Annotated in this window: 16 protein-coding genes and 1 tRNA gene; 1 reads left to right on the top strand and 16 read right to left on the bottom strand. The window is 73.2% G+C overall.

The window, feature by feature from the left end; all coding sequences use genetic code 11:
* Positions 1 to 39: 39 nt before the first annotated feature.
* From ACIBEA_RS22380 to ACIBEA_RS22365, 4 genes are all read right to left on the bottom strand, one after another.
* The gene (locus ACIBEA_RS22380) at positions 40 to 699 is read right to left on the bottom strand and encodes a DUF6875 domain-containing protein (RefSeq protein ID WP_399263519.1); all 660 of its coding nucleotides are present in this window, start codon (positions 697 to 699) and stop codon (positions 40 to 42) included.
* A complete protein-coding gene (locus ACIBEA_RS22375) occupies positions 696 to 1,805 on the bottom strand; it encodes a methyltransferase (RefSeq protein WP_399263517.1) in 1,110 nt (369 codons plus the stop codon). The genes ACIBEA_RS22380 and ACIBEA_RS22375 overlap by 4 nt, the downstream gene beginning before the upstream one ends.
* Positions 1,802 to 3,202, bottom strand: a complete 1,401-nt coding sequence (locus ACIBEA_RS22370) for a cytochrome P450 (protein WP_399263515.1) — start codon at positions 3,200 to 3,202, stop codon at positions 1,802 to 1,804. Before ACIBEA_RS22370 ends, ACIBEA_RS22375 begins: the two co-directional genes overlap by 4 nt.
* A 72-nt stretch (positions 3,203 to 3,274) precedes the next feature.
* On the bottom strand, positions 3,275 to 4,366 hold the full coding sequence (locus tag ACIBEA_RS22365; RefSeq protein WP_399263944.1) for a UbiA family prenyltransferase: 1,092 nt from the start codon (positions 4,364 to 4,366) through the stop codon (positions 3,275 to 3,277).
* Between the two features lie 332 nt (positions 4,367 to 4,698).
* Here ACIBEA_RS22365 and ACIBEA_RS22360 point away from each other — a divergent pair.
* Positions 4,699 to 4,772 (top strand) — tRNA-Met (locus ACIBEA_RS22360).
* A 171-nt stretch (positions 4,773 to 4,943) separates the two neighbouring features.
* Here the strand turns inward: ACIBEA_RS22360 and ACIBEA_RS22355 are convergent.
* From ACIBEA_RS22355 to ACIBEA_RS22300, 12 genes are all read right to left on the bottom strand, one after another.
* On the bottom strand, positions 4,944 to 5,978 hold the full coding sequence (locus ACIBEA_RS22355) for an alpha-hydroxy acid oxidase (protein ID WP_399263513.1): 1,035 nt from the start codon (positions 5,976 to 5,978) through the stop codon (positions 4,944 to 4,946).
* Between the two features lie 10 nt (positions 5,979 to 5,988).
* Entirely contained in the window at positions 5,989 to 7,263 is a 1,275-nt protein-coding gene (locus ACIBEA_RS22350; protein WP_399263511.1) for an ATP-grasp domain-containing protein, read from the bottom strand.
* Entirely contained in the window at positions 7,260 to 8,636 is a 1,377-nt protein-coding gene (locus ACIBEA_RS22345; RefSeq protein WP_399263509.1) for an MFS transporter, read from the bottom strand. The genes ACIBEA_RS22350 and ACIBEA_RS22345 overlap by 4 nt, the downstream gene beginning before the upstream one ends.
* On the bottom strand, positions 8,633 to 9,457 hold the full coding sequence (locus ACIBEA_RS22340; RefSeq protein ID WP_399263507.1) for a hypothetical protein: 825 nt from the start codon (positions 9,455 to 9,457) through the stop codon (positions 8,633 to 8,635). Before ACIBEA_RS22340 ends, ACIBEA_RS22345 begins: the two co-directional genes overlap by 4 nt.
* Positions 9,454 to 10,374: a branched-chain amino acid transaminase gene (locus tag ACIBEA_RS22335; RefSeq protein ID WP_399263505.1), complete on the bottom strand. Its 921-nt coding sequence runs from the start codon at positions 10,372 to 10,374 to the stop codon at positions 9,454 to 9,456. The genes ACIBEA_RS22340 and ACIBEA_RS22335 overlap by 4 nt, the downstream gene beginning before the upstream one ends.
* Positions 10,375 to 10,380: 6 nt before the next feature.
* On the bottom strand, positions 10,381 to 11,595 hold the full coding sequence (locus ACIBEA_RS22330) for a GNAT family N-acetyltransferase (protein ID WP_399263503.1): 1,215 nt from the start codon (positions 11,593 to 11,595) through the stop codon (positions 10,381 to 10,383).
* The gene (locus ACIBEA_RS22325) at positions 11,592 to 12,827 is read right to left on the bottom strand and encodes an acetyl-CoA carboxylase biotin carboxylase subunit family protein (protein ID WP_399263501.1); all 1,236 of its coding nucleotides are present in this window, start codon (positions 12,825 to 12,827) and stop codon (positions 11,592 to 11,594) included. The genes ACIBEA_RS22330 and ACIBEA_RS22325 overlap by 4 nt, the downstream gene beginning before the upstream one ends.
* The gene (locus ACIBEA_RS22320; RefSeq protein ID WP_399263499.1) at positions 12,824 to 13,915 is read right to left on the bottom strand and encodes an Ldh family oxidoreductase; all 1,092 of its coding nucleotides are present in this window, start codon (positions 13,913 to 13,915) and stop codon (positions 12,824 to 12,826) included. Before ACIBEA_RS22320 ends, ACIBEA_RS22325 begins: the two co-directional genes overlap by 4 nt.
* The gene (locus tag ACIBEA_RS22315) at positions 13,912 to 15,303 is read right to left on the bottom strand and encodes a dipeptide epimerase (protein WP_399263497.1); all 1,392 of its coding nucleotides are present in this window, start codon (positions 15,301 to 15,303) and stop codon (positions 13,912 to 13,914) included. Before ACIBEA_RS22315 ends, ACIBEA_RS22320 begins: the two co-directional genes overlap by 4 nt.
* On the bottom strand, positions 15,300 to 16,589 hold the full coding sequence (locus ACIBEA_RS22310) for a KamA family radical SAM protein (protein WP_399263495.1): 1,290 nt from the start codon (positions 16,587 to 16,589) through the stop codon (positions 15,300 to 15,302). The genes ACIBEA_RS22315 and ACIBEA_RS22310 overlap by 4 nt, the downstream gene beginning before the upstream one ends.
* A gap of 45 nt (positions 16,590 to 16,634) precedes the next feature.
* Complete coding sequence (locus ACIBEA_RS22305) at positions 16,635 to 17,681, bottom strand: diiron oxygenase (RefSeq protein ID WP_399263494.1); 1,047 nt, start codon at positions 17,679 to 17,681, stop codon at positions 16,635 to 16,637.
* Positions 17,682 to 18,038: 357 nt separating this feature from the next.
* Positions 18,039 to 18,767 carry a TauD/TfdA family dioxygenase gene (locus ACIBEA_RS22300; RefSeq protein ID WP_399263490.1) on the bottom strand — a complete coding sequence of 243 codons (729 nt, stop codon included), beginning with the start codon at positions 18,765 to 18,767 and terminating at the stop codon, positions 18,039 to 18,041.
* Positions 18,768 to 19,233: the final 466 nt, after the last annotated feature.

Genomic DNA, 19,233 nt, shown 5'->3' with positions numbered 1-19,233 from the left:
TAGCGGTGGGTGGATGGCCTTGCGTGCGCGCCCATGCCGTCAGTTGACGGCAGAGCCCGCCTCGTACGACGAGCGCAGCAGCGGGTCGGCGACCGCTCCCCGCTCGTAGCGGCTGCCGAAGCGGTGCTGGTACTCCGCGAACAGCCGGTTGTCGTTGTGCAGGAACAGGACGTCGTGCAGCGCCATGTTCCGCATGGCGAGGAGCGGTACGGGGCTCCGCGAGACGGGGAACCGCGGATTGCGGGCGGCGGGCTCGGGGCATTCGGGATGGAACTGGCCGAGCATCAGGCCGCCCTCGGCCAGCTCCGCCTTCACGAGCGCCTGCGTCCGGTCGAGTTCGGTCCACCGGTGCTGCGGCAGATCGGGCAGGATCAGGACGTAGGCGTACATCGTGGGGTTGGAGCGCGGCCAGTGGGTGGTGCGGAAGGTCCGCGCCATCTCCCTTACCAAGGCACGCAGTTCACCGCCGTCGGCGCCCGTGAGCCCGGTACGGGTGTGCATCATCAGGGTGCCGGCCCGCGCGGCGGGTTCGACGAAGGGACAGACGTCACCGTCGCGGCCGAGCTCCTCGTGGGGGCGGCTCACGTAGTCGCGCAACCACTCCTGGACGACGGCCTCGGCGGCTTCCGTGACGGACGCCGGGGAAGCGGGGGACAGCACCGCGACGGGCGCCGCCTCGACGTGGAGCGGGAGTGTCATCGGGGACCGCCTCCCAGCGTGCCGCGCGCCTCTATCACCCCGGTGCCACCCGGCAGTCGGGTGACCCGCAGCGCCGTCAGGCCCGCCTCGCGCAGCAGCGCCTCGGTCTCCTCCCGGGTGCGTTCCCGCCCGCCGTCGAAGAGGGACATCATGTAGAGGTCCATCAGGCCGCCCCACTGGCCGCTCGAACCCTCCCCCGCGTCGTCGGTCGGATCGGCGGCGCTCAGGTGGTCGATGAGCACCAGTCGGGCGTCGGGTCCCATGGCGGCCCGGCAGTTGCGCAGGATCGCGACGCAGGAGTCGTCGTCCCAGTCGTGCAGGACGTGGCGCAGGACATAGCGGTCCGCGCCGGCCGGCAGGGCTTCGAAGAAGTTGCCCTCGCGCAGCTCGCAGCGGTCCGCGAGCCCCGCGCCGGTCAGCCGCAGGGCGGCCGGCGGCAGCGCGGCGGCGAGGTCTACGAGCGTGCCGCGCAGTTCGGGGCGGTCGGCGAGCAGGCCGGTGATCAGCGCTCCGTCCCCGCCACCGATGTCGACCACCCGGAGCGGGCCGGTGAAGTCCACCGCGCCCAACAGACCCTCCAGTTCCAGGGCCAGGCCGGTCTCCTGGGAGCGGTCGAAGATGCGGCGCAGCCGGGTGTCGTCGCCGAGGTGGGAGAAGAAGTCCTGGCCGAAGACCTCGGGGAAGGAGGCGCGTCCGGTGCGGACCACCTGGGTGAGCCGTTCCCAGGCGGGCGCCACGGTGGCGGCGACCAGCAGGGCCGTCGGCAGCGCCGAGCCGGGGACGTCCGATCGCAGCGTCTCGCCGAGCGGGGTCAGCGAGAACTCCTCGCGTCCTTCCCGGCGTTCGAGGTACAGGATCTCGAAGGAGGCGAGGGCGCGCAGCAGTCGGGACAGCAGGGCACGGTCGGCGCCGACCCTCTCGGCGAGTTCGGCCGCGGTCAGGGCGCCGCTGCCCAGCACGTCGGCGAGGCCGAGTTCGGCCATGGCGCCGATCGCACGGGAGCGGAGCTGTCCGTAGATCATTTCGCGCATCCGCCAGGCGTGCCGGGCCCGGCCGGCGTCGGGGACGGCCACCCTCCCGGTCGGGCGGACGGTCTGGCTCGTCATCGGGATTCCTCCACCAGTACGTCGTGGTCGGTGTCGATGGCCCGGTCGCGGGGGCGTTCCCGCAGCGGCATCTCGGCGACCTGGACGTGGAGTCCACCGCGCGGGATGAGGGCCGGGATGCCGCCGTACTGGGGCCGCAGCGTGAGCAGGTCGAGTTCGGTGCGCTGGGCCAGCCGGGAGAGCACGGCGGGCAGGACGGCCCCGGCGATCCCGGCACCGATGCAGCGGCGGGCGCCGTACCCGTAGGGCAGGTACTCGAAGGGCGACGGGGACTGGTAGCCCTCCTGGTCGGTGTCCCAGCGCTCGGGGCGAAAGGCGCCCGGGGCGTCCCAGACGGCCGGCAACCGGTGGGTGATGTACTCGCTGACCGCCACGGTGGCGCCGGCGGGGATCAGGTGACCGCGGTGTCGGAACGCCTTGACCACGCGGCGCGGGCTCATGACGACGGGCGGGTGCAGTCGCAGGCTCTCCTGGACCACGCGGCCGGTGTAGCGGAGTTTGCGGACGGCGGACGGTGTGGCGCGCGCGTCGCCGAGGACCTCGTCGGCCTCGGCCCGCAGCCGCTGCCAGACGCCGGGGTGGGCGAGGGAGTTGTAGACGGCCCAGCCGATGCCGGAGCCGACCGGGTCGTAGCCCGCGATCAGCGCGCTGACGACCATGTCGCGGATCTCCTGGTCCGTCATCACGGCTCCGCCGTCGGCCAGCATGACCGAGATGAGGTCCTCGCCGCCGCGCGCTCCGGCCTCGCCGGTGTGCCGCCTGCGGGCTATCTCCTCGTAGATGCGCTCCTCGACGGCGGCGATGCCGTCGAGGGCGCGCCGGCGGGCCCGGGTCGGCAGGCTCCAGGCAACCATCTGTTGGGGCAGCGGATTGTCCATGAGCTCGTGGATCTGGTCCAACTGACCGATCATGTACGGCGCTTGCGCGGCGATCCGGTCGCCGCAGAAGAGCCGGAGCATCGCACCGCGGATCGCCTCGCGCAGTGCGGCGTGGATGTCCAGGCGTTGCCCGGGGCGCCAGTCGTCGATGGTCCGGTCGACGGCCTCGACGATCACTCGGGTGGCCTGTTCGACACCGGGCCGCTGGAAGGAGGGCAGTGCCTTGCGCTTGCGGCGGGCGTGCGGCTCGCCGTCGGTGACGACCAGGGCGGTCTCTCCGGCGATGGGGCGGAGCATGTCGTAGGCGCCGGCGAAGCGGAAGTTCTCGGGGTTGCGCATCACCAGGGCGTTGGCCTGCGGCCCGAAGAGGAAGTAGGTGCGGGTGGGGCCCAGGCCGAAGGCGCTGACCTCACCGTACTCGTCCTTGAGGTGCTCCAGCCCTTCCGGCAGCGAGCGCTGGAACGCTCTGACGGTGCGCACCACTTGAGCCGGTGTGCGCGGTCCGGGGACAGCGGCCATGCGGGAACTCCTTCGGGGCGGGCGGGGGGGGGAAGGGGAAGGGGAGGGGAAGAGAGAGGGCGCAGCGGCGGCTCAGGCGGCCTTCGCCGCGGTGGCGGCGTCGTTCTTGCGCCGGGAGTCCAGGGCCAGGAAGTCGCTGCCGAAGAGGATCGCGGCGCCGATCACCACGGACAGGCCGGTCGCCCAGCCCGGGGTGCGCAGCACGAGCACGGAGGCGAGGAACGCGGTCGACAGCAGCATGTCGGCCTTCAGGACGGCGTTGGCGGCCCCGTTGTCGACGGCCCGGGCCATCGCCCGGCACTGCTGGAAGGCCGCGACGGCCCAGGGCAGCGCCACCAGGGTGCGCAGCGGCAGGCTGCCGACCAGGACGAAGCCGGTCAGGGACAGGTATCCGATCAAGGTGACCACGGTGGCTGCCCGGGCGGCGGAGAGCCGGTCGGGGAAGACCGTCGCGGAGGTCCGCAGCCCGGCATCGCGGTCGCCGTCGTAGTCCGGGAGGTTCTTGACCATGCCCTTGGCCACGAACCAGATGATCAGGAAGGCGAGGATCGCCCAGGCGTCGGAGGTGGGTCGCCGCACCCCGGTGGGCGCCGCGAAGTAGCCGAGGAGGTACGGACCGAAAACGGCCAGGCTGAAGGCGAACAGCCCGGTCACGGGCCGGGCCTTGAGCCGTCCGGGAAGGAAGGAGTACTGGTGGGCGCCGACGAGCGCCAAGGTCATCGGGACCACGTACGCGACGCTGTAGAACAGCGAGGCGCCGATGAGCGCGGCGGACATCGCGTGGCTGATCCACAGCAGTCGGCGGTGTCCGATGCGCAGGACCTGCCAGACCCGGCCGGGAAGGTTGCGGCTGTCCTCCGCGAGGTCGGTGTAGGCGTTGTAGGTGTTGGCCAACAGTCCGTAGACCAGGGAGATCGCCAGTCCGGCGAAGAGGAGACCGCTGACCCCGCCGCCCGCCACCGTCCAGCCGAGCGCGAAGGTCAGCATGCCGGGGACGCAGGTCCGCGGCCGCCCGAGCATCAGGGTGATCCGGACGGTCTCGCCCCAGCCCGCGGTGCCGGGGGTGGTGCGCACCGCTTCCTCGCGCCGGTCCGGGCCGAGCGCGGCGAACTCCTCGGGTCCGGGCAGGGGCGGGGCGTGCGCGGGCGATCGGGCGGCGTTCATGGTCACGAGGTCGTCCTCCATCCGCCGGGCCCGGGCCCCGCGCTCGTCGCGGAGGGACCGGGCCGTGCGTCACGTTCGGTGGTCAGACCATGACGGCGATCACTTGACGATGGCTCCGATTCCCCTCGAAACCGCTTCGAGGACCGCTCCGGACCACCTCGGTGGCAGCGGCGCCCCATCGACCGGACGGCGCCCACCTGGGAGGACCGGTAGGGGGCCGCCACGGACCACGTCCGGAAGCCGTCCGGAGCGCATCCGGATCCGGTCGAGGGCGGCTGGAGGAAAACCTGGTGAACGGTGCCCAGAATCTCGCGTACAGTTGGGTTCAACGACGCGGGGTGGAGCAGTTCGGTAGCTCGCTGGGCTCATAATCCAGAGGTCGCAGGTTCAAATCCTGTCCCCGCTACTCATACGCAGAGGCCCCCTCGACATTCGTGTCGAGGGGGCCTCTGCGCGTTGCGGGTCCGAAACGGGAAACGAAACCCGAAACGGAAGCGGAACCGGTATCCGGGCCGCCGTGCGGCATCCGACGCCGTCATCCGATCCCGCTATCCGGCTACCCGGCTACCCGGCTACGTCATCCGTGCAGCAGGTCCGGTCCGATCTCGCCGAGGGTGGCGGCGCCCGCCAGCGCCATCCGCAGCGAGAGCTGCTCCCGGTACGAATCGAGCAGGGCGGCCACGCCGTCGGCGCCGCCCAGGGCCAGGGCCCACAGGACCGGGCGCCCCACGAGGACCGCGCGGGCGCCCAGGGCGAGGGCGACCAGGACGTCCGTGCCCGTCAGGACGCCCCCGTCGACCAGCACCGGCACGGTGTCCCCCACGGCCCGGACCACCGGGGGCAGCGCCTCGGCGGTCGCCGCGGCGCGGTCGAGCTGGCGGCCCCCGTGGTTGGAGACGATCACGCCGGCCGCTCCGGCGGACACGCACGCCTCGGCGTCATCGGCCCGCAGCACTCCCTTGACCAGCACGGGCAGCCCGGAGATCCGCTTCAGCTCGCCGATCACCTCGGGGCCGATGGAGGGGTCCTGCTCCCAGCCGGGCGTGCGGGTGGCCAGTCCGACCGAGCGGCACAGCTCGTCGTCCTGGGGCAGCGGGAGCGGCAGGCCCGCGGTGGCCTTCGGGGGGACGTAGGGCGCGTCGACCGTGAGGACCAGCGCCCGGGCTCCGGCCGCGGTGGCCCGTTCGACCTGGCGGCGGGTGATGTCGCGGTCCCGCAGGCAGTAGACCTGGAACCACCAGGGCCCGGCGGCCGCCGCGACGTCCTCCGGGTACCGGGTGGCCCGGGAGGAGAGCACCATCAGGGAGCCCGCGGCGCGCACGCCCGCGGCGGTGGCCACCTCGCCCTCGTCGTGCGCCATCCGGTGGAAGGCGGTCGGTGCGGCCAGGACGGGCGAGGCGAGCGTGCTGCCGAGCAGCTCCAGGGAGGTGTCCACCGCGGAGACGTCCCGCAGGACGCGCGGGGCGAGCCGCCGGGCCCGCCAGGCCGCCGCGGCCTCGCCGGTGCTGATCTGCTCGTCGGAGCCGGCGGCGTAGAAGTCGTAGGCCGCGGCGGGGAGCAGCGCCCGGGCGCGCTCGGCCAGTTCGGGACCGGCCGTGATGTCGTCCTTCACCGCTGCCCCCTCAGACCCACTCGCCGGCGCCGGCCCGGTCGCCGCCGACGACCCGGACGGCGAACTCCAGGCCGGCCACGGCCTGTTGGGCGCGGGCGATCGCCTCGGCGGCGTCCGCGCCACGGACCCGCACGAAGGCGGCGCGGGACTCGGAGCTGTCCAGGTCGCCGACCGTGTCCCCCGCGTCGAGGAGCGCCTCGGCGACGACGACGTCGGGCAATCGGGCGGCCTCGGCCAGGCCGTTGATCGCGGTGAGGGTGCCGCGCGCCCGGGGCACCGCGAACCAGATGGCCTCGGGCCGCCGGTCCACGGACGGGTCCGCGAGGGTCTTGCGGATGTCGGCGAGCACCGACTGGCCGAGGGTCTGGCGGACCACGCAGTCGACGAGGTCGACCCCGGTGACGTCCTGGACGAGGTAGGGGATCTCGTCCCCGGCGAGCCGCACGTGGGTCTCGATGACCCGCGGACCGGCATCGGTGAGCACGACCTCGGTGTGGGTGACCCCGTAGCCGATGTCGAGGGCGTCGAGCAGGCGGCGTACGTAGGCGTGCACCGACTCGCTCTGTTCGGGGTCGAGTTCGGCGGGGACGACGTGGCCGACCTCGACGAAGCCGACCGGGTCGGAGTATTTGCGGGTGATCGCGAGGATCTCGTGCTCGCCGTCCTCCGAGAAGGCCTCGACGCTGAACTGCGGTCCCACGTGGAAGCGTTCGACCAGGACGCCCGCGTCGGGGATCACCTCGAAGTCGCGTGCGGCGCGGGCGAAGGCCTGCTCGGCCTCGTCGATGTCACGGACGACGGACACCCCGAAACTGCCCGCTCCCTGGGTGGGTTTGACCACGCAGGGGGTGCCGTGTTCGACGAGGAAGGCGCGCAGCTCGGCCGCGTCGGCGACCCGGGCGACCGGGGTCTCGTCGACCCCGGTCTCGGCGAGCCGGCGGCGCATCGCGTGCTTGTCGTGCACGTAGGCGATGGTCCGCGGGCTGTGGCAGGGCAGGCCCAGGGCCTCGGCCACGGCGGCGGCGCGGTCCTGGTCGCGTTCACCGAAGGTGCCGACCCGGGTGAAGGGGTGCCGGGCGTGGACGGCGGCGGCCAGGGCGATCCACTCCTCGTCGGGGGCCTCGCTGCGCAGCGCGAGCACCCGGTCGTGCTGCCTGGCCTCGCGGATCTTGGGGACGAAGTCCATCCGGCACAGGATGGTGGTGGCCACCTCCGGACCGCCGACGTCACGGATCAGTCCGGGGACCTCGCGGCCGCCGCCGACGATGAGTACGTGCTCGGTCATGTGGTCACCTCGGTGGTTACGGGGGTGGACGGGGCGGCGGGCAGCGTCGCCCGGGGGCCGCCGGTGGCCCGTACGACGAGCGCGGCCACCGCGAAGATCCCGGCGAGCAGCGCCCAGCCTATGCTGCCGAGCGGCAGCATGACCGAGGTCATCAGAACCGGCCCGATGATCTGCTGGCCGGTCACGCCGAGGCTGAAGGTGGCCAGGTAGCGGGAGCGGGCCGGGGCCGGGGACATCTCGTACGACAGGTTCCAGACGGCCACGGAGTGCAGGTTCTCGCCGACCGTGAGGAGCACCACGGCGAGCACGGCGCAGGCCGCGGCGGGCCAGACGGACACGTGCTCGGCGCCCGCGAAGAATCCGCAGGACAGCAGCAGCGGCAGCAGCGCGACCCAGACGAGCTTCAGGGCGCGGGCCGTGGTCTCCGCGAACCTGGACACGTAGACCTGGAGGAGCACGGTGAGGACGGTGTTCACGGCCAGGAGCACCGAGACGGCCGAGGTGGGTGCGCTGGTGGCGGTGGTGAGCCACAGCGGCAGCAGCACGAAGAGCACCGAGTCGTGCAGGGACAGCACGCCGTTGGAGAGGGTGAAGAGCATGAACCGCAGGTCCCGGAAGGGACTGCGGACGGGCTCCTCGGGTGCGGCGTCCTGCCGCGGGACGTCCTTGGCACCGGCCGCCGCGACGGGCTCGGTGGTGGACGCCCGGGTGGACGCCGTGGCCGGGGCCGTGCCGGGAGCCCGGCGCCGCAGTCGCTCCACGACCGTGGCGATCACGAAGAAGGTCAGCGCGTTGCCGAGGAAGAGCGCGACGAACGCGGCCCGGCTCTCGACCGCGAGGACCGCGCCGGCCAGCAGGAAGCCGGCCGTCAGCCCGATGTTGCGCACCGAGCGGATCGAGGCCATGGTGCGGGTCTGGTTCTCGCCGCCCTCGATCAGCCCGACCACGACCTGCTGGAGCGGCGAGCAGCCCCGGTCAAGGGCGGTCAACACGCAGGTCAGCAGCGCGTACGGCCAAAAATCGTGGACCAGTGCGAAGCCCGCGTAACCGACGCCGCGGGCCGCGAGCAGGCCGACGTACACCGTGGCGGGGCCGATCCGGTCGGCGAGCCGGCCCAGCGGGACCGGGCTGAGCAGGCCGACGACGCTCGCGACGGCGAGCACCAGGCCGACCCGCTCGGCCGGGAAGCCGACCACCGTGACGAAGTACAGGGTCGACGCGGCGAGGAACATGCCGGAGCCGACCGAGTCCACGGCGGCGCCCGCGGCGAGCTTGCGCCCGGCGGGGGTCCTGGGCAGGATCGCGACCAGGAAGCGGGCCAGGCGCCCGTTCGACGAGGTCCGCGCCGTCGGCGGGGTGTGCCGGTCCGTCATGCGCCACGCCCCGCCGCGGTGTCGCCCGCGGTGCCCGCGCCCCGCAGCCACGCGGTGAGTTCGCCGGTGCGCCGGACGTGGACCTCGGTGGCCGCCTCGGGCGGGGGCTGGCGCAGCCAGTTCCAGGTGTAGCGGCGGGCCGCGTTCACGTACTGCGGCCCCGACCCCCGCGCCGCCTCCGGGTGTGCGTCAGCTTCGGCCAGGAGGGCGGCGGCCAGTTGGATCCGGCCGATCCGCTCGACCAGGACCCAGCCGCCCGCGGCGGTGACCGCGGGGTCCGCGCCCACCCATTCGTCGCGGGTGACGCCGAGGCCGCCCAGGGCCTCCTCGGCGATGTCCCACGCGGCGGCGGCCCGGCCGGCGGGGCGCGGACCGAGGGCCGCGCGCAGCCGTTCGACCGCGCCGTCGTAGTACTCGGGCCGGGCGGCGAAGGTGACCACCGAGGTGACCAGGCCGTGCGCGGCGTCGGCGCTCTGCCCCTCGCGCACGGGCACCGTGTCGGCGACGTAGGTGTCGATGCGCGAGCGGGTGCGCACGACGTCCTCGCCCACCACCCAGCGCACGCAGGCGTGCATCATCTCGTCGACGTCGTCGAGCACCGGGGCGGACGCGGCGACGCGCAGCCACGCGCGGGCGGCTCCCAGGTCGATCAGCCGGTCGCACACCTCCTCGCCCCACGAGGTGTGCCCGGTGCGCGGGGCGGCGTCCGGCGCCGTGTCGGGCAGGGCGCCGGCGGCGACCTCCAGACGGGCCACCGCCTCGCCGACCCCGGCGCGGGCGCGGCCGTATCCCTGGCGGTCCTGGTGGCGCTCGCCGCTCACACGCGCTCCAGCCAGTGCTCGTACGCCTGGTTGCGGCCGCGCACGACGTCCTGGAAGAGACCGCGGAGCTCCTTGGTGACGGCGCCGACGCGGCCGTCGCCGACCGGGCGCTCGTCGACGGAGGCCACCGGGACGATCTCGGCGGCGGTCCCGGTCAAGAACGCCTCGTCCGCGATGTACACCTCGCTGCGCGGAATACTGCGCTCGACGACGGTCAGTCCGAGGTCTCGGGCGAAGGTGATGGCCGTGTGGCGGGTGATGCCGGGCAGGATGCCGTCGCTGACGGGCGGGGTGACCAGCTCGCCGCCCCGCAGCATGAACAGGTTGGCGGCCGAGGCCTCGGCGATGTGCCCGTTCGCGGTCAGCATCAGCGCGTCGTCGTAACCGGCGCGCTGCGCGCCGACCTTGGCGAGGGCGCTGTTGACGTACGCGCCGGTGGCCTTGGCCAGCGGCGGGACGGTCTGGTTGGAGTTGCGCTGCCAGTTGCTGACGATGAGGCGGCAGCCCTCGCTCTCCGCCTTGTCGCCGAGGTACGAGCCCCAGGGCCAGACCGCGATGGACATGCGGACGGCGTCGAGGTTGGGCGCCACGCCCATCTCGCCGTAGCCGAGGTAGGCGATGGGCCGGATGTAGCAGGAGGGCTGGCCGTTGACGCGGACCAGGTCGAGGACGGCCCGGACCAACTCCTCGTCGGTCCAGGGCAGTTCCATCAGGTAGACGCGGGCGGAGTCGCGCAGCCGGGCGATGTGCTCGCGCAGCCGGAAGACGGCCGGGCCGGTCTCGGTCTCGTAGGCGCGGATGCCTTCGTAGACGCCCCAGCCGTAGTGCAGGCTCGGCGTGAGCACGTGCACCTGGGCCTCGTCCCAGGGGACCAGTTCGCCGTCCATCCAGATGAAGGGGGTCGGGGTCAGTGGCATGTCGGCTCAGTCTCCTTGTGGGGTGGTGCTGTTCGGGCCGAGGCCGCGCAGTCGGCCGTTTTCGCCGTCTCCTTGGAGGCGGACGGTCTCGGTGAGGACCTGGTGGCCCTCGCCGGTGAAGTGGAACCAGCCGTGGCGCGGTTCGAGGTCGCAGCCGCGCAGCTTCTTGGCGTCGTAGGCGGCGAGGCCGTACCAGATGTCCCGGACTCCGTTGGCCAGGGACCAGCGGATGGTCTCGTGGTAGGTGAGGGCGAAGTAGACGCCTTTGGCCCGGTCGTCGTCGAAGCCGGCCGTGCGCCCGAAGAGGGCGTCGCCGGAGCGGAGGTAGAGGACGAAGCCGAGGGTCTCCCCGTCGCGTTCGGCGCTGAGGACCAGGGCGCTGTCGCCGACGGTCTCGCGGATCGCCGCGAAGTCCCGCTCGACGCGCGGACGCCCGCCGGGCAGACCGTACTTGGCGCGCAGGGCGACCTGGAGGTCGACGACGGGGCCGGTGAGGGCGTCCGCGCCTTCGCGGATCACCGTGGTGAACCCGGCCTCGGCGTACTCGCGCAGTTCGCGGTTGGCGCGCTTGCGCTTGCGGCTGACGAGGGTGGCCAGGTAGGTGTCCCAGTCCGGGGCGTCGAGGTGGAGGACGGATTCGGCGCCGAGGACGGCCGGGACGTGGCCGAGGTCCGCGGCCGCCGGGCCGAGGGTCTCGGCCTGTTCCTCGGTGGCGTACAGCAGGGCGTGGCTGGCGCACCCCAGGAACCGGGCCGCGTCCTCCAGTAGCCGCGGCAGTTCGGCGAGGACCTCGCGGCGCTCGTCCGCGGTGCGTCCGGTGGCGTGCACGATGCCGTGGTGGGAGCCGAAGACGGACAGCGCGACGGAGGGGTACTGGGCGGGGCGGGCCTGCGCCAGGGCGGCGGTCAGCTCCTCCCAGCGGGTGCGTCCGGCCTCGGTGAGGTGTGCGGGGTCGCCGAAGGCACCGAGGTTCCCGGTCATCTTGGGCACGTCGTAGAAGAGCAGGCCGCCGCCGTCCCGGGTGAGCAGCAGCGGGGCGAGGGCCACCAGGGCGCCGTCCGCGGCGTGGACGGCGAGGTAGTGGGTCTCGTGCAGGTCGGTGCGTTCGGTGAACCGCCACCAGCGGTCGTCGTCCCAGATGACCGGGGGCCGTTCCAGCGCCGGGAACTCCCGGGCGGTGGGGCGGTTCGCGGCGTCGAGGACCTTGGCGGAGTATGTCACCGCTCCTCCTCGACCGCTGGGGGAAGCAGGTCCCAGCCGAAGGCGGCTTCGGTGTCGGCCTCGGTCTTGGCCAGGAGGGCGAGCAGCTCCCCTTCATGGGCGGCGGTGACCAGCCAGGTGGCGATGAAGTCGCCGGACTTGCGGCCCGCGTAGCGGGCGCCGCCCCAGTCCTCCCCCGGCTCGGCGAGGACCGCGAAGTCGCGGGTGCCGTGCGGGGCTTCGGTGGGCACCCGGGTGATGCGGCCGTTGCGCGGCGGGAGGCCGAAGTTGGCGACGAGCGGGGCGCCGTGGGCGTGCGCGCGCACGGCGTCGAGGTCCACCGGCAGCCCGCATTCGATCCTGGACCACACGTGCCGTGGGTCCTGGCCGAGTACGGCCTCCAGCATGGCGGGGATCGGGGTGCCGCCGACCCGGCCGGCGATCTCGCACAGCACGATCTCGTCGGCGTCGGTCACGAAGAACTCGGCGTGCACGAAGAGTGCCGGCGCGGCGGGCAGGGCGGCCACGAGCCGCCACGTCTCGTCCACCAACCGTCGGTGCAGCGGGTCTTCGCGCTCCAGGGTCCAACTGCCGTTGCCGGAATCGGTCCAGTGGGAGAGGCAGCCGCCGTCCGTGTAGAGGGAGGGGACGGAGACGACCGGTCCGCCGCCCGCGTGCAGGGCGTCGACGTGGAAGAACCGGCCGGCGACGAACTCCTCGACCTCGTGGTCGCCGGAACGGATCCGGTCGGCGACGGCGGGCAGGTCGTCGGGGGTGGCCAAGACGGCCACGCCGGTGGAGCCGGAGCCGCCGCGCGGCTTGACGACGACCGGGCCGGGGTGGGCGGCCATGAAGGCGAGGACGTCGGCCGGGGAGTCGGCCGGGGCGAAGGCGGGGACGCGGATCCCGCCCGCGGCGGCGAGCTCCTTCATCCGGACCTTGTCCCGGTAGGCGCGGGCGCTCTCGGGACGCTGGCCGGGCAGCGCGAACTCCTCGCGCAGGGCGGCGGCGCGCTCCACGTCGACCTCGGCGAGGGCCAGGACGCGGGTGACCCCGTACCGCTCGCACAGGCGGCGCGCGGCCTCCCGTACCGCCGTGTCGTCGAAGTAGTCGGCGACGGTCTCCACGGCCTGGAAGCCGGGACCGGGGTCGACGCCCCGCGCGGTCACGGCGAGCAGCCGGCCCGCCTCCTCGCCGAGCCATTCGGCGAAGGGCAGTCCGGCGTTGCGCGGGCTGAGCAGGACCAGGATCATGCGCCCGCTCCCGTTCCGTGGAGTGCGGCGAGCTCTGCGAAGGCGCCCGCGGTGTGCGGGTCGAGCGGGATGCCGTCGGCGGCGCGCTGCTCGGCACAGCGGCGCTGCGGGTCACCGGGGACCTGTACGGGCTGGGTGGCCACGACTGCGGGCCGGGTGGCGCGCGTGGTGCCCACCAGGTCGGCGAAACCGGCGGCGAAGCTCTCGGCGCCGCCGAACGCGGCCGGGTCCAGGCAGATCAGGAAGTGGCCGACCTGGCGGCTGCGGCCGGGGGCGGATTCGCCGATGTGCTCCAGGTGCCAGTCCGCCGGCGAGCCGGTGAGGACGGCGCCGAGGAGGGTCGCGACCATGGCGAGGCCCTGGCCCTTGTAGCCGCCGAGCGGGGAGAGCGCGTACGCCTCCTCGGGGTCGGTGGCGGGGCGGCCGTCGGCGTCGGTGGCCCAGCCCGCGTCGAGGGCGCGGCCGTGCTTGCGCCGCTCCTTGATCTCGCCGAAGCAGACCTGGCTGGTGGCCATGTCGAGGGCGAACTCGTCGCCGTCGTCGGCGGCGGCGAAGCTGAGCGGGTTGGTCCCGTACAGCGGGGTGGTGCCGGAGAAGGGTGCGACGCGGGACGCCGCGGACGTGGTGACGATGCCGACGAGGCCCTGGGCCGCGAGGTGGCGGCTGTAGACGGAGGCGGCGCCGAAGTGGTTGGAGTTGCGGACGCCCACGGCGGCGACGCCGTGGGTACGGGCGCGCTCGGCGGCGATCCGGGCGGCCGCCAGGCCCGCGACCACGCCGAGGGCGCCGTCGGCGTCGAGCATCACGGCGGCGCCGGAGTCCCGCACGACGCTGATGTCGGGGCGCGCGGTGGCGATGCCCTGTTCGAGTTCGCCGAGGTACTGCGGGAGCAGTCGCAGGCCGTGCGTGTCGATGCCGCGCAGCGAGGTCTCGGTGAGGGCTGCGGCCACGTCACGGGCGTCGTCCTCCGGGACGCCCGCGGCGCGCAGCGCGGCGACCGCGGTGGCGGTGGCGACGGCCGCCGTCACCGGGCCCGCCCCGGCGGCGGGCACGGTGGTGGTGGTCGGGGATGCGGGGGCGCTGGTCATGCGGGTGCCTTCCAGACCAAGAGGGATTCGGCGGCCGGCGTCGCCGCGGCGAAGCCGGTGGTGCGGGCCGCTTCGGCGAAGCCGGCGGCGCGCTCGGGGCGCATCCACACCGTGTCGGCGCCGTCGGCGACGGCGCGGGTGACGGCCGTGCGGAGCAGGGCCGCGATCTCCTCCGTGCCCGTCCCGTCCTCCACGGAGAAGTCCATCAGCCGACGCACCGAGTCGCTCGGCCCGTTCCCGGGCAGCGGCCGACGGCGTTCGACGAGTGCGGCGACGGGCACCGCCTCGCGGTAGACGGCCAGAGCGCCGCCGTCCCAGCCGGGGCGCCCGCCCAGGGTGGGCCGCACGGTGAAGGCGGGTCCCGCGAAGTCGGGGACGAAGCCGGTGCCGGAAGCCTGCGGCAGGGTGATCCGGCCCCGGTCGTCGAGCAGCACTCCGACGCCGGTGTCCACGGCGAGCAGGGCGATGGAGTCCGCGTCGAGGTGATCGACGTACGGTCCGAGGTGGGCGGTGGCGGAGACGCCCGCGCTGGACTCCGGCATGCAGCCGAGCATCGTGCCCAGGCCCGCGGCGCGTGCGCGGCGCAGCATCCGCAGCGCGGGGGTGATGCCCCCGGCCTTCATCAGCTTGAGGTTGACCCCGTGGAACGCCCCGACGCAGGCGTCGAGGTCGTCGGGCCCGGTGATGCTCTCGTCGGCGTACACCGGGATCGGTGAGACCGCCTTGAGCGCGGCGGCGTCCTCCCAGCGCTCGCGCGGGAACGGCTGCTCCAGGAGTTCCACGCCGAGGGCGCGCATGTCCTCCAGCGCGTCGAGCGTCGCGGCCGGCTCCCAGCCGCAGTTGCCGTCCACGAAGAACGGGGCGTCGGTGTGCTCGCGCAGCGCCCGCAGGATGTGCAGGTCGCCGGGGGCCGCGAGCTTGACCTTGTAGGCGGGCCAGCCCGGCTGTTCGCGGAGCTTGCGCACCATCACGTCGGGCTCGTCGAGCCCGATGCTGTAGCTGGAGTGCAGGGCGCCGGGCTCCTCCCCGCCCAGGTGGCGCCAGAGCGGTACGCCCGCCAGCCGGGCGGCGAGGTCGTGCGCGGCGACGTCGAGCGCGGCCAGCAGGAAGGGCGAGCCCGCGAGCAGCGGGGCCAGCACGGCCCAGCTGCCCTCGGGGTCGTCGGCGGGCAGTGCGCGCAGGGTGGCCGCGACCCGGCGCAGGTCGTCGTGCAGGGCCGCGAGGGAGGAGTTGTAGCGGTCGGTCATGAAGGCCGAGGCCTCGCCGAAGCCGGAGCGGCCGCCGGCGGAGAGCTCGACGAGGAGTCCCGGTTGCACCGGGATGGCCTCGCGGGCGCTGCGCCAGACGTCGTGGTCGGTGAGCCGGATCTCGTGGACGGCGAGCCTCATGCGGTCAGCTCCGGGAAGGGCGGGAAGGCGGCCCCGGAGGCGGACAGCGGCTTGAGGTCGTCGTACCACTGGGCGTGCTCGTCGTAGGCGGCGAAGAAGGGGCGGCCGACCCACTCGGGGCGGCGGGCCTGCAGGAAGCTGAGGACGAAGGCGCGTTCGCCGCCGACCTCTGCGGTGCCGTGGATCATCACCTTGCCCGGTCCGGCCGACATGACCGGGCCGCGCGCGGTGCGGGCGAGGCCGGAGACCCCGCGCAGCGCCTCGGTGTAGATGTCCAGGGCGCGCACCAGGGGCAGCCCGAAGTAGTTGCGCGCCCCGGTGTCCCGCTCCACGAACATGTAGTAGGGGACGATGCCGAGGTCGACCTGCATCTGCCACATGCGGGCCCAGGCGGCCGCGTCGTCGTTGACGTGCGCCACCAGGGGCGCCTGGGCGCGGATCACCGCGCCCGTGGACCGGATCCGGGCGATGGCGTCCCGTACCGCCTCGGTCTCCAGCTCCCGGGGGTGGGAGAAGTGCGCCATGACGGCCACGTGGCGGCCCGCGGCGACGGCCTGCTCGAAGAGGCGCAGCAGGTCGTCGGCGTCCTCGCCGGTGGTGAAGCGGGCCGGCCAGTACGACAGGGCCTTGGTGCCGAACCGCAAGGTACGGATGGAGTCGGCGTCCGGTTCCAGCAGCGGCTCCACCCAGCGGCGGATCACGTCGGTGCGCATGATCATCGGGTCGCCGCCGGTGAAGAGCACGTCGGTGACCTCGGGGTGCCCGGCGAGGTAGCCGGTCAGGTCGGCCGGGTCGCGCAGCGCCTGGCGCAGCTCCGCCTGGCTGACGAACTGGGCCCAGCGGAAGCAGTACCCGCAGTACGAGTGACAGGTCTGCCCCTGGGAGGGGAAGACCAACACCGTTTCGGCGTACTTGTGTTGGAGCCCGTCCAGCCGACGGCCGTCCAGCTCGGGGACGTTGGCCTCCAACTGGCCGCCGGGGTGCGGGTTGAGTTCGAGCTGCGCGGCCGCGGCGGCCAGGCGCAGCTCCCCGCGCGGGGCGCCGCTGTCGAGCAGCGCGGCCATCCGCTCGAAGACGTGCGCGGGGAGCATGTCGCGGTGCGGGAAGGTCAGTCGGAAGATCGGGTCGTCCGGCGCGGCCGACCAGTCGATCAGCTCGTCGGCCACGTACTCGTTGACCTTGAACGGGAGGACGCTGCCGACCACGCGCAGGTCACGCACGTACTCCGCGGGCATGCCGCGGTCCAGTGCGAGCTGAGCGAGCCGCTCGTTGGCGTAGTGTTTCACCGGAAGTCTCAATTCCTCTTCTGCTGCGACGACATCGGCGGCGCGTCAGCGCGCGACGTGGGACTTCGACCAGTCGAACTCGACGAGTTCCTGCACGCCCATGCGCTCGATGAGGGTGTGCAGTCCCGTGTAGTCGCGGACGAGGCGCTTTCGGCTCGTCTCCGCCTGACAGTCGGCCAACATCGCGTGGCCGCCCTCGACCTCGGCGAGGTCCATGATCCGGTGCCAGGTGGTGTAGTCGGTGGCGACGAACGCCTCCAGCCCCTCGAAGAGCATGTCGCGGAAGAACTGCCCCTGTTCGGCGTCGAGCTTGTCGTGGACCATCTCGGCCAGGACGGCGGAGATCGAGGCGTGGCAGTACTCGTCGCGGTTGTGCAGCTTGGCGGTGCTGCTGTTGACCGGCTGGATGTGCGGGTCGTCGGCCAGCAGGTCGAGGTAGGCGTTGATGGAGATCTCGGACACGGTCGCGAAGGCGAGCGTGGTCAGCGACTTCTGCCAGCGGTGCGAAGCGCCCTCGCGCAGCCGCAGGTGTTCCCGGGCCGTGTGCGAGATGGGCAGGTCGTTGTCGGGCATGGCGCGACCGCGCCGACGGCGGGTGAGCGCGCTCGCGTTGAGGTGCATGAGCGTGTGGTACTGCTCGTCGACCATGGCCTGCGCCAGCGAGATGTTGAGCGCCTCGTCCTGGAGCATGGGGTACTCCCCCTCCATGACGAGGGCGAACGCCGGGTTGGCCACCTTCTGTTCGGCCATGATCGTGTGCCGGTTGTACGCGATCCACGCCCAGCTCATCAGTTCCGACTTCTTCGCCGGGTCCAGCGCCTGGTAGGTGGGGTGGTCGTGGAAGGGCAGGATGCCCTCGGGGTAGTCGGGCCGGTCCACCTCGAACAGCTCGTCGAGGTCCGGCTCGTCGCGCTTGACGGTGGCCCTGCGGTGCCAGTTGCCGACGAGGCGCCGGATCACCGCGGTCTCGACCTGGTCGTTCGGGTCGTAGCGGGGCACGCCCTCGGGCAGCCCCCGCAGCTCCTCCGGCAGGCCGGTGGGGAACTCCTCTTCCTTCTCCGAGTGCACGACGTTCTGGGCGATGGTGGTCATGGTCCAGCCTCTGGGGATCGGTGTTCCTGGGTGCGCGGTGCGGGGCGCCGCGCGGCGGCCGTCCGGTGCGGTGACCGGCCGGTGCGGCGACGGCCCCTTGCGGCGCGCCGGAGTACGGCGCCCGGGCGCGGCCGGCGAGGCCCGGCCGCGCCACCGGGGCGAGCGGTCCCGGTGGAGCGGCGGCGGGCCGACCGCGAGGGCCGACGCGGTGCGGCCTTTGCGGTACGGCGTCAGTGGTACGGCGTCAGCGGTTCTGCACCGGCTCCGTGTACCGGCGCGGGCGCGGCGTCGCGGTGGTCGGTCGGCGCCGGTGGACCGGCGCCGAAGGGTCGGAGCCGGGCGGCCGGTGCGGGCAGGTCAGTGCTGGGCGGCGATCCAGTAACGGGTCAGGTGCCGCTTGGCGTCACGGTAGGCGGAACGGGCGTGCACCATGCGCTGGTTGTCCCAGACGAGGACCGCGCCCTCCGGGATCAGCACGGACCGCTTCTGCTCCCGGAAGAACGCCTCGGCCTGCTCGGCGAGGTGGATGCCGAAGCTGCCGAGGGGCAGATCCGCCGGATCGACGGAAGCGTCGACCGGCGGGTCGTACTGGCCGGTGGTCAGCAGGTTGTAGCTGAAGCGGACGATCTCCCGACCGCCCGCGGTGCGTTCGACCACGGGACGGCGTACGCCTTCGGCCCCGACACCACCGGTGTTGTGGCCGAGCCAGTCGATGTCGCGCTCGTAGAGGGCCGCGCGGTCCTGGGCCGGAAGGGACTCCACGAACCGGCGCATATCGGCCAGTTCGGTGTGGCCGCTGCCGCAGGTCGCCTGGACCCGGCAGTGCAGGGCGAGGTAGCTGGGCGTCGGGTTCCAGCCCGGCGCCTCGGTGTGCACCAGGATGGTGTTGACGCTCTTCGAGTAGCGGCGCTCCTCGAAGCCCGGAGCCGCCTTGACCTGGTAGCGCAGCGATCCGTCGTACTGCGGGACGAGTTCGCCGAAGGCGCTGAGCACCTCGGCGGCCTGCTCGTCCGTTTCGATGTCTGTGAGCAGAGTACAACCCTGTTCCGCAAGTTCCCATGCGTGAAGATCAAGGGCTGTGGTCATGACGAACTCCCCCGAGAATCTGTGGCTTTGAGGTGCCTGGCGATCGGATCACGATCGCGCCGGACTGCATCCCGGCTTGATATTCGAGCAGCGCGGCAGACCTGGCAATGTTTCGAAAAGTGAGATGGGTCACCGCCGCCCCCTGCAACCGGGACGGCCACCACCAGCCCCGCAGCCTGCGGTTGGTCCACTTCGGACAGTCGGGACGGTATACGGGACTGTCCGGATAACGGCGATCGGAATGTCAGATACCGCGCATCGACGGCGCTCTTCCACGGCCCGGGCCGCCCTTCTCCCGCCGACCTGCGGGGGCGGTGAAGGGAGTGACGAACGGTGCGCACCGCGCCCGCCCCGGACCGGAACGGTTGCAAACGGACGTGGATCACCCGCGGGCAGCGGGACCACGGCGGACCTGGCACACCGTCACCCGTTACCGGCCACCGGACGACACCGGGAACCGTCGGCC

Origin of the sequence: Streptomyces sp. NPDC051555, assembly GCF_044454405.1 — a bacterium.
Lineage (GTDB): Bacteria > Actinomycetota > Actinomycetes > Streptomycetales > Streptomycetaceae > Streptomyces.
Note: the sequence above shows the minus strand (reverse complement) of the source record. Positions and strands in the feature narration are given on the sequence as shown.